This window comes from Geodermatophilus sp. SYSU D01186 (assembly GCF_054050215.1).
In genome coordinates this window covers 1-7,766 of the sequence record NZ_JBJGYW010000068.1, presented here as the reverse complement: position 1 = coordinate 7,766, position 7,766 = coordinate 1, and the positions used below count along the sequence as shown (strand labels likewise).

Annotated in this window: 8 protein-coding genes; 5 read left to right on the top strand and 3 right to left on the bottom strand. The window is 74.2% G+C overall.

The window, feature by feature from the left end; genetic code table 11:
- Positions 1-363: 363 nt before the first annotated feature.
- On the top strand, positions 364-606 hold the full coding sequence (locus ACI784_RS25035) for a hypothetical protein (protein ID WP_457015316.1): 243 nt from the start codon (positions 364-366) through the stop codon (positions 604-606).
- A 236-nt stretch (positions 607-842) separates the two neighbouring features.
- Here ACI784_RS25035 and ACI784_RS25030 read toward each other — a convergent pair whose 3' ends face one another.
- Genes ACI784_RS25030 through ACI784_RS25020 form a run of 3 tightly spaced genes read right to left on the bottom strand, consistent with a single transcriptional unit; the run spans position 843 to position 2,437 of the window.
- A complete protein-coding gene (locus tag ACI784_RS25030; RefSeq protein ID WP_456925615.1) occupies positions 843-1,607 on the bottom strand; it encodes an SDR family NAD(P)-dependent oxidoreductase in 765 nt (254 codons plus the stop codon).
- Between the two features lie 25 nt (positions 1,608-1,632).
- A complete protein-coding gene (locus ACI784_RS25025; RefSeq protein ID WP_456925614.1) occupies positions 1,633-2,232 on the bottom strand; it encodes a nitroreductase family protein in 600 nt (199 codons plus the stop codon).
- Positions 2,219-2,437, bottom strand: a complete 219-nt coding sequence (locus ACI784_RS25020) for a hypothetical protein (RefSeq protein ID WP_457015315.1) — start codon at positions 2,435-2,437, stop codon at positions 2,219-2,221. The genes ACI784_RS25025 and ACI784_RS25020 overlap by 14 nt, the downstream gene beginning before the upstream one ends.
- A gap of 61 nt (positions 2,438-2,498) precedes the next feature.
- Here ACI784_RS25020 and ACI784_RS25015 point away from each other — a divergent pair, with 61 nt between their 5' ends.
- The 4 genes from ACI784_RS25015 to ACI784_RS25000 all read left to right on the top strand — a co-directional run bounded on the left by ACI784_RS25015 (position 2,499) and on the right by ACI784_RS25000 (position 7,666).
- Positions 2,499-4,109, top strand: a complete 1,611-nt coding sequence (locus ACI784_RS25015; protein ID WP_456925613.1) for an ABC transporter substrate-binding protein — start codon at positions 2,499-2,501, stop codon at positions 4,107-4,109.
- A 120-nt stretch (positions 4,110-4,229) separates the two neighbouring features.
- Positions 4,230-5,360 (top strand): alpha-hydroxy acid oxidase, encoded by a 1,131-nt coding sequence (locus tag ACI784_RS25010; RefSeq protein WP_456925612.1) that lies wholly within the window; start codon positions 4,230-4,232, stop codon positions 5,358-5,360.
- A 194-nt stretch (positions 5,361-5,554) separates the two neighbouring features.
- On the top strand, positions 5,555-6,649 hold the full coding sequence (locus ACI784_RS25005; protein WP_456925622.1) for a zinc-dependent alcohol dehydrogenase: 1,095 nt from the start codon (positions 5,555-5,557) through the stop codon (positions 6,647-6,649).
- 12 nt (positions 6,650-6,661) lie between these two features.
- Positions 6,662-7,666, top strand: a complete 1,005-nt coding sequence (locus ACI784_RS25000; protein WP_456925611.1) for an amidohydrolase family protein — start codon at positions 6,662-6,664, stop codon at positions 7,664-7,666.
- The last annotated feature ends 100 nt before the right edge of the window (positions 7,667-7,766 follow it).

Sequence of the window (7,766 nt, the reverse complement as noted above, 5' to 3'; positions counted from 1 at the left end):
CCCCCCCACGCCGGCGCGCCGCCTCGCGCCCCCCCCGGCCCCCCCCCCCCCGCGCCCCCCCCCCCCCCCCCCCCCCCCCCCCCCCCCCCCCCCCCCCCCCCCCCCCCCCCCCCCCCAACCGAGAACAGGGTGCTGCGGCGGCGAGCCCCCTCCCACACATTCGGGTGGGAACGCCGTCGGCCGCATGTGTCCCACAGTCGGCCGCTCTGGGACGGGGACAGGGTCGAGGTCGGGGTCGGGCTCGGTGTGCCCACCAACTCCTGATCCCAGCCGGCTCGCTGTCCCCGTGTGGTCGGCTGACGAAGTCCCGTCGGCGACCTCTCGGCGTGCATCCACCCGGGCCGCGCCCCGCGAAGGTCAGTCGTGGTGTGGCTGACGGAAGAGGAGCGGCACTGGATCATCCAGCCTCTGCTCGATGCAGGTCTGGAGTTGGAGGAGATCTGTGAGCTGGTGTTTCGGCTCAGCTTCGAGATCCTCGTCAACGAGGGACCCAGCGCGCTCGCCGACCTGAGGAACGTCGTCGAGGGTCAGCCCCGGGACATCCAGGCGGCGTGGGTGCGAACGATCGATCGGATGTTCACGGTCGGCAGGGAGCCAGTGCGGTGACCGGTCGGCAGAGGAGCTCAGGCACTGCCTTCCTGCAGCACCCTCTCGCCGAGACCGGTCGCCGGCCCCGGAAGCACGTCGCGGCTGTCGCCCGGTGAGCGTTCCCGCGGAGACATCGTCAAGCCGGACGCCTTGCGCCGATGTCCCGGAGCGTCGTTGCGTGGACGTTCACCGGGTCCGGCCCGGGGCGCGGTGGTCTCGCGAGTCGGCCGGGCGGTTCTGTCGCGGACACAGTGCTAGCTCCGCAGGTAGGAGGCCCCGTTGACGTCGATGATCGTGCCGGTGGAGAACCGGGCCCCCGGCGAGGCCAGCCACAGCACCGCCGACGCGACCTCCTCGGGCCGGGCCACCCGCCCGTAGGGGGACTGCGCCCGCACCGCGTCGCCGCCGGGCCCGTCGAGCACCTCCCGCGCCATCTCCGTCTGCACGAAGCCCGGGGCCACCGTGCCCACCGCGATGCCGTGCGGCGCGAGGGCGAGCGCCATCGACTGCCCGAAGGCGTTGAGACCGGCCTTGGACGCGCCGTACGCGGGGGTGTCGGGCTCGCCCCGGAAGGCGCCCCGGCTGGAGACGTTGACGATCGCGCCCCCGCCCGCGGCGATCAGGTGCGGCACCGCCCGGAAGGTGGCGTTGGCGGCGCCGACGAGGTTGACCGCCAGCGTCCGCGACCAGGCCTCCTGCCACTGCTCGTAGGAGGTGGCCAGCGGCGGGTGCGCGGTGAACACCCCGGCGTTGTTGACCAGCACCTGCAGCCCGCCCAGGGCCGCGGCGGCGTCGTCCACCATGCCGGCGACCGCCGCGGCGTCGCCGAGGTCGGCCTGCACCAGCACGTGGCCGTCGCCGGGGAGCTCGGCGAGCACCCGCTCGGCCCGCTCCCGCGAGGCGCCCCAGTGGACGGCGACCCGGTCGCCGCGCTCCGCGAAGGCCCGGGCGATGGCGCGGCCGATGCCGCGGGAGCCACCCGTGACCAGGACGGCGCGGGACTCGTCGTCGATCGTCACGCCGGCAGTCAACCAGGGGCGCCGGTCACCACCGACCGCGGTGCACGACCTCGTCGACGCCGCGCCGCCCGCGGCGCAGGGAGGGGGAGCGGCGGTCCTCGGCGCCGGGGTACCCCACCGAGACGCAGCCGACCGGCCGGTGGGTGTCCGGGACCCCGAACGCGGCGCGGAACGCCTCGACCCGCTCGCCGGGGACCCCGAAGAAGCAGGCCCCCAGCCCCTCGTCGACCGCGGTCAGCAGCACCAGCAGCGCCGCCATCCCGGTGTCGACGTCCCAGTAGGGGACCGGCCAGCGGGCCTCGTCACGGTCGGTCCAGCCCTTGTCCGGCTCGGCGTAGCGGTCCAGGTAGGCGGCCTTCGACGACATCGGCACCACCAGCAGCGGCGCCCGGCTCATCCGCACCAGCCAGGGGTCGGGGGTGCCGGGGCCGGTGGTCGCCGCCCAGAACCGCGCCCGCTCCTCGGCGGACTCCAGCACGAGGAACGCCCAGCCCTGGCTGAACCCGGCCGACGGCGCCCGGATCGCGTGCTCCAGCAGGCGCTCGCGCACCTCCGGGGGGACCGGCCGGTCGGGGTCGTAGTCCCGCACCATCCGGCGACGGCGGACGACGTCAGCGAACTCCACGGCGCCCACCCTGCCAGGCGCTCTCCCGGCCCATCGCGACCGATTCGTTATCCGCGAACGCGCAGGTGGAGCGGGCAGTGCCGAAGTTGTCTTCCGCCACGTGCAAGCGCCGGTCCGTCCGCTCGGCGCCGCCCAGGATCTTGTGCGACGCAGTGACGCGCGTCACTGGCACGGCCGGTGACCAGCGGTCCGCCGGCGGCTCCACCCGCACCTCCCAGCTCAGCCCGCACCTGTCTCGAGGCCGACCCAGCAAGGGGAGCAACCACATGAAGAAGAGGACGATCCCGTCCATCCTCCTGGCCACCGCACTCGCGCTGTCCGCGTGCGGCGGTGGCGACACCGGCGACACCGACACCGGCACCCAGGCCGCCGCCGGCGAACCGCAGCAGGGTGGCGAGCTGACCGTCCTCGAGGACGCCGCGTTCGCGGGCAGCTGGCCCACCGGACTGGACCCGGCGTCCAACACCACCGGCGGCGCCAACATCGCGATGATGCAGGCGATCTACGGCGGCCTGTTCCTGCTCCGTGCCGACGACGACGGCTCCAACGCCCGCATCGAGGGCAACCAGGCCGAGAGCGCCGAGCTGTCCGACGACGGGCTCACGCTGACCGTGAAGCTGCGCGACGGCATCCAGTTCAGCGACGGGACGCCGCTTGACGCCGAGGCGGTCAAGTTCAACTGGGAGCGCGCGCTCGCCGCGCCCTGCAGCTGCAAGCCGACCTGGCAGCTGGCCACCGACCCGATCAAGGTGATCGACCCCCTGACGGTGTCGATCACCTTCACCTCGCCCAACGGCGCGGTCATGTCCGGCTTCCCGGCCAGCAACGTCAACTGGATCGCCTCCCCGACGGCGCTGCAGCAGATGGGCGAGGACGCCTTCAAGATCAAGCCCGTCGGCGCCGGCCCCTTCACCGTGGTCGAGAACCAGCTGAGCACCACGCTGGAGCTGGAGCGCAACCCGAACTACTTCAAGGAGGGCCTGCCCTACCTGGACAAGCTCACCTTCCAGTCCATCGGCGGCGACCAGCCCGCGTACCAGGCGCTGCAGGCCGGCCAGGCCCAGGCCTACGAGGGCATGAACACCACCCCGCTGGTCGAGCAGGCGCAGGCCAACGGGCAGATGCAGGTGACCATCCAGGCGGCGACCTCGCCCTACGTCATCCAGCTCAACACCAAGACCGGGCCGTTCACCGACCCGCGGGCCCGTGAGGCGATCTACCGGGCCACCGACTTCGAGGCCATCAACGAGGGCATCTTCGGCGGTGCCTACGAGGTCAGCCAGGGCTTCACCGCGCCGGGCGGCAAGTTCTACGAGCGCGAGGTCGACGGCTACCCGGAGTACGACCTGGACCGCGCCAAGGAGCTGGTGCAGGAGCTGGGCGGCCTGACGGTCAACCTCGGCACGATCAGCAACTACGTCGCCACGCAGATCAACACCGCGCTGCAGACGCAGTGGCAGGAGGCCGGCATCGACGTCACCATCGAGGACTTCCAGCTCTCCGGCCTCGTGGAGTCGTTCAACTCCGGCGAGTGGCAGGCGATGCTGCAGACCGCAGGCGCCTGGGACCCCGCCGCCGGTGTCGGCGTCGGCTTCCGCTTCAACTCCACCTCGCCGTTCAGCGGCATCGCGGACCCGGAGCTGGACGCCCTGCTCAACGAGGCGGCCGGCACGCTGGACGAGGACGGCCGGGCCGACCTGTACCGGCAGGCCGCCGAGCGGATCGCGGACAACTTCTACGCTCCCTTCGGTCTGGCCTTCGCGCCGGCCAACCTCGCCGTGGAGGGCGTGCAGGGTCCGGGTCTGACCACCAAGATCCCGCCGCTGCTGGTCAACTCCGGCGTCATCTGGGACGAGGTCTGGCGCGCCCAGGGCTGACCCGCCCTCTGCTCGCGGGCCCCGGGGAACCGGGGCCCGCGGGACCGCTCATCCCCGGCGGGGACGGCTCCGGCCGTCCCCGCCGGGCCGTTCCGGGCCCCGGGCCCGCAAGGAGGCACCGTGCGCCTGCGCTCGGCCGTGAACCTCGCCGACGTCCGCGAGCTGGCCCGGAGGCGCCTGCCGCGGCCGGTGTTCGACATGGTCGACGGCGGTGCCGACGACGAGCTGACCCTGGCCCGCAACGAGGCCGCCTTCCGGGAGATCCGGCTGCGGCCCCGCGTCCTGGCCGACGTGGCCGACGTCGACCCGTCGGTGCAGCTGTTCGGCCGGCGGGTCTCCCTGCCCGTGCTGCTGGCCCCGACCGGCGGCGGCCGGGTCGCGCACCGCCGGGCCGAGCTGGCCGTCGCCGCCGCCGCGGCCGCCCAGGACACCGTCTACGTGCAGAGCACGGTGACCGGCTACCCGCTGGAGGAGGTGTCCCGCGCCGGCGGGGGCGGGCTCTGGTACCAGCTGTACCTCCCGGCCGCGCGGGAGGAGGTGCCGGCGGCGCTGGAGCGGGTGGCCGCCGCCGGCTACCGGGTGCTGGTGCTGACCGTGGACACGCCCGTGTTCGGCGGCCGCGAGCGCGACCGCCGCAACGGCTTCGCCCTGCCGGTCCGCCCCACGCCGGGGATGCTCCTGCACGGCGCCTCGCGCCCGGCGTGGGCGGTGGAGTTCCTCCGCGGCAACCTGCCCACGCGCCGCGACGGCCGGCTGTCGGCCTGGGCGACGCAGCGGCAGGTCCTCGCCTCGCCGCGGCCGGTGACCTGGGACGACCTGGCGTTCGTCCGCGACCAGTGGGCCGGGCCGCTGGTGGTCAAGGGCGTGCTGCGGCCGGAGGAGGTCCCGCGGCTGCTGGACGCCGGCGTCGACGGGATCGTCGTGTCCAACCACGGCGGGCGGCAGCTGGACGGCGTGCAGGCGACCGTCGAGGCGCTGCCGGCGGTCGTCGCGGCCGCGGCCGGGCGGGTGCCGGTCCTCCTGGACGGCGGCGTGCGGCGCGGCACCGACGTCCTCAAGGCCCTCGCGCTCGGCGCCGCCGCGGTGATGGTCGGCCGCCCCTACCTCTTCGGGCTGGCCGCCGGCGGGCAGGCCGGCGTCGAGCGGGTCCTGGAGCTGCTCCGGGCCGAGCTGCTGCGCGCCATGGCCCTCACCGGCTGCCGCACGCCCGCCGACGTCGACCCCGGTCTCCTCCTCCAGCCGTCCGCCTGAGGACGGGGGACCGGTCCACCGCACGGCGGAAGTGCCGTGGTGACGCCGCTCGCGGCCGACCTAGCGTGACCCGCGGCACACGAGTGGTGCGGGGCCCCCGCGCGGTCCCGCCCGGGGTCCGGCGCCCGGACGGCGCCCGCCGATCGGCGCCCGGTTCCCGGCTCGGTACGAGGAAAGAGGACGAATTGGCCGACATGGTGCGCGCCGCGGTCCAGGTGGGCCCGCGCAAGATCGAGATCCAGGAGTTCCCCCGGCCCCAGGTCGGGCCGGACGACGGCCTCCTCCGCCTGGAGGCCAACGGCCTGTGCGGCAGCGACGTCGAGTTCTACAAGGGCCACGCGCGCCCGGACAGCCCGGCGTTCATCCCCGGCCACGAGCCCATGGGCATCGTCGAGGAGGTCGGCGAGAACGCCGCCAAGCGCTGGGGCGTGCAGCCGGGGGACCGGGTCGCCCTCGAGGTCGTCATCCCGTGCCGCAACTGCTTCGACTGCCTGGTCGGCAACTACCAGGCCTGCCGCAACCGCGTCGGCGGCCACGGCGTCACCCCGATCGACGTCGCGCCGTCGCTGTGGGGCGGGTTCGCCGAGTACATGTACCTGGCCCCGGGGTCCGTCGTCCACAAGATCGACAACAGCCTGCCGGTCGAGGTCGCGGCCATGTACAACTCGATGGGCGCCGGCGTCCGGTGGGCGCTCCACTACGGCCAGGTCCAGCTCGGCGACACCGTCCTCGTGCTCGGCTCCGGCCTGCGCGGCATCGCCGCGGTCATCGCCGCCAAGGCCGCCGGGGCGGGCACGGTCGTGGTCACCGGCCTGGAGGCCGACGCCCACAAGCTGGCGCTGGCCCGGGAGTTCGGCGCCGACCACGCCCTGGTCGTCGACGGCGACGCCGCCGAGGACGTCGTCGAGCGGGTGCAGGACCTGACCGGCGGCCGCGGCGTCGACGTCACCCTGGAGCTGACCCCGATGGCCGCGGGCCCGGTCACCGACGCGCTGCTGGCCACCAAGCACGGCGGGCGCGTCGTCCTCGCCGGCATCAAGGGCAACCGCGAGATCCCCCTGCGCACCGACCTGATCATCAACCGGGCGCTGACCGTCCAGGGCGCGTTCGGCGTCGACGCCAAGGCGATGGCCGAGGCGATCGCGCTCATCGAGTCCCGCCGCTTCCCGCTGGAGCGGCTGCACACCCACACCTTCGGCCTGGACGACACGGCACACGCCATCGAGGTCCTCGCCGGCGAGGTGTCCGGCGAGTCCGCCGTCCACGTCTCCGTCCACCCGAACCTCTGACCGGAGGACCGCATGCTCATCGACACCCACGCCCACCTGCTGCCGTACGACTACCCGGCCGACTCGCCCGAGTGCTTCCCCCGCATGGAGGCCGTGGACGGCGAGACCGCGCGCACGCTGCTGTTCGGGCAGATGCAGTTCAAGGCCAAGGACGTCTTCTTCGACGCCGAGCGCCGCATCGAGGCCATGGACGCCAACGGCGTCGACGTCGAGGTGCTCACCCCGATGCCGCCGCTGCTGCGCTACGACCTCCCCCTGGACGACGGCCTGTCGCTGGCCCGACACGTCAACGAGTTCAGCGCCACCCTGGTGCAGGCCGACCCGACCCGGCTGATCGCCCTGGGCATGGTCCCCATGCAGGACCCGGACGCCGCCACCGCCGAGCTCGCCGCGATCAAGGAGCAGGGCCTCAAGGGCGTCGAGATCGCCTCGAACATCCTGGGCTCCTCGATCGGCCACGAGAAGTTCCTGCCGTTCTTCGCCGAGGTCGAGCGCCTGGGGCTGTCGGTCTTCGTGCACGCGATGCCCTCGCCGACCGAGCGGCTGCCGATGTCGGCCATGGGCACCTACGTCGTCGGCGTCGAGGGCGCCTTCGCGGCGGCCTCCATGGTCACCGGCGGCACCGCGGCCAAGTGCCCCGACCTGCGGATCTCCTTCAGCCACGCGGCCGGCGGCTACCCGCTGATGATCCCGCGCCACCAGTACTTCTGGGGCGGCTCGTGGAACGAGGAGCCGAAGAACCCCGAGCGCGCCGTCATGCCCGACGACGGGCCGTCGCCGCTGGAGTTCGCGCGGCGCTTCTACTACGACTCGCTGGTCTTCGACCGCCGGGCGCTGACCTACCTCATCGACCTGCTCGGCTCCGACCGGCTGCTGGTCGGCTCCGACTTCCCCGCCATGCCGCGCGAGGAGCCGGCCGGCCGCACCCTGAAGTCGATGGGGCTGCCCGAGGACGTCCTCGAGGACATCCTCTGGAACAACGCCTGGCGCTGGCTGGGCATGGCGCCCACCCGCTGAGCCCGCCGGGGGGGCGGGGCCCCCCCCGCGCGCCCCCCCCCCCCCCCCCCCCGCCGCCCCCCCCCCGTGCCGCCCGCCGCCCCCCCCCCCGGGGGCCGCC

Coding starts and splice junctions, on each gene's coding strand:
- ACI784_RS25015 (WP_456925613.1), top strand. CDS start 2,499: ATGAAGAAGAGGACGATCCCGTCCATCCTCCTGGCCACCGCACTCGCG.
- ACI784_RS25005 (WP_456925622.1), top strand. CDS start 5,555: ATGGTGCGCGCCGCGGTCCAGGTGGGCCCGCGCAAGATCGAGATCCAG.
- ACI784_RS25000 (WP_456925611.1), top strand. CDS start 6,662: ATGCTCATCGACACCCACGCCCACCTGCTGCCGTACGACTACCCGGCC.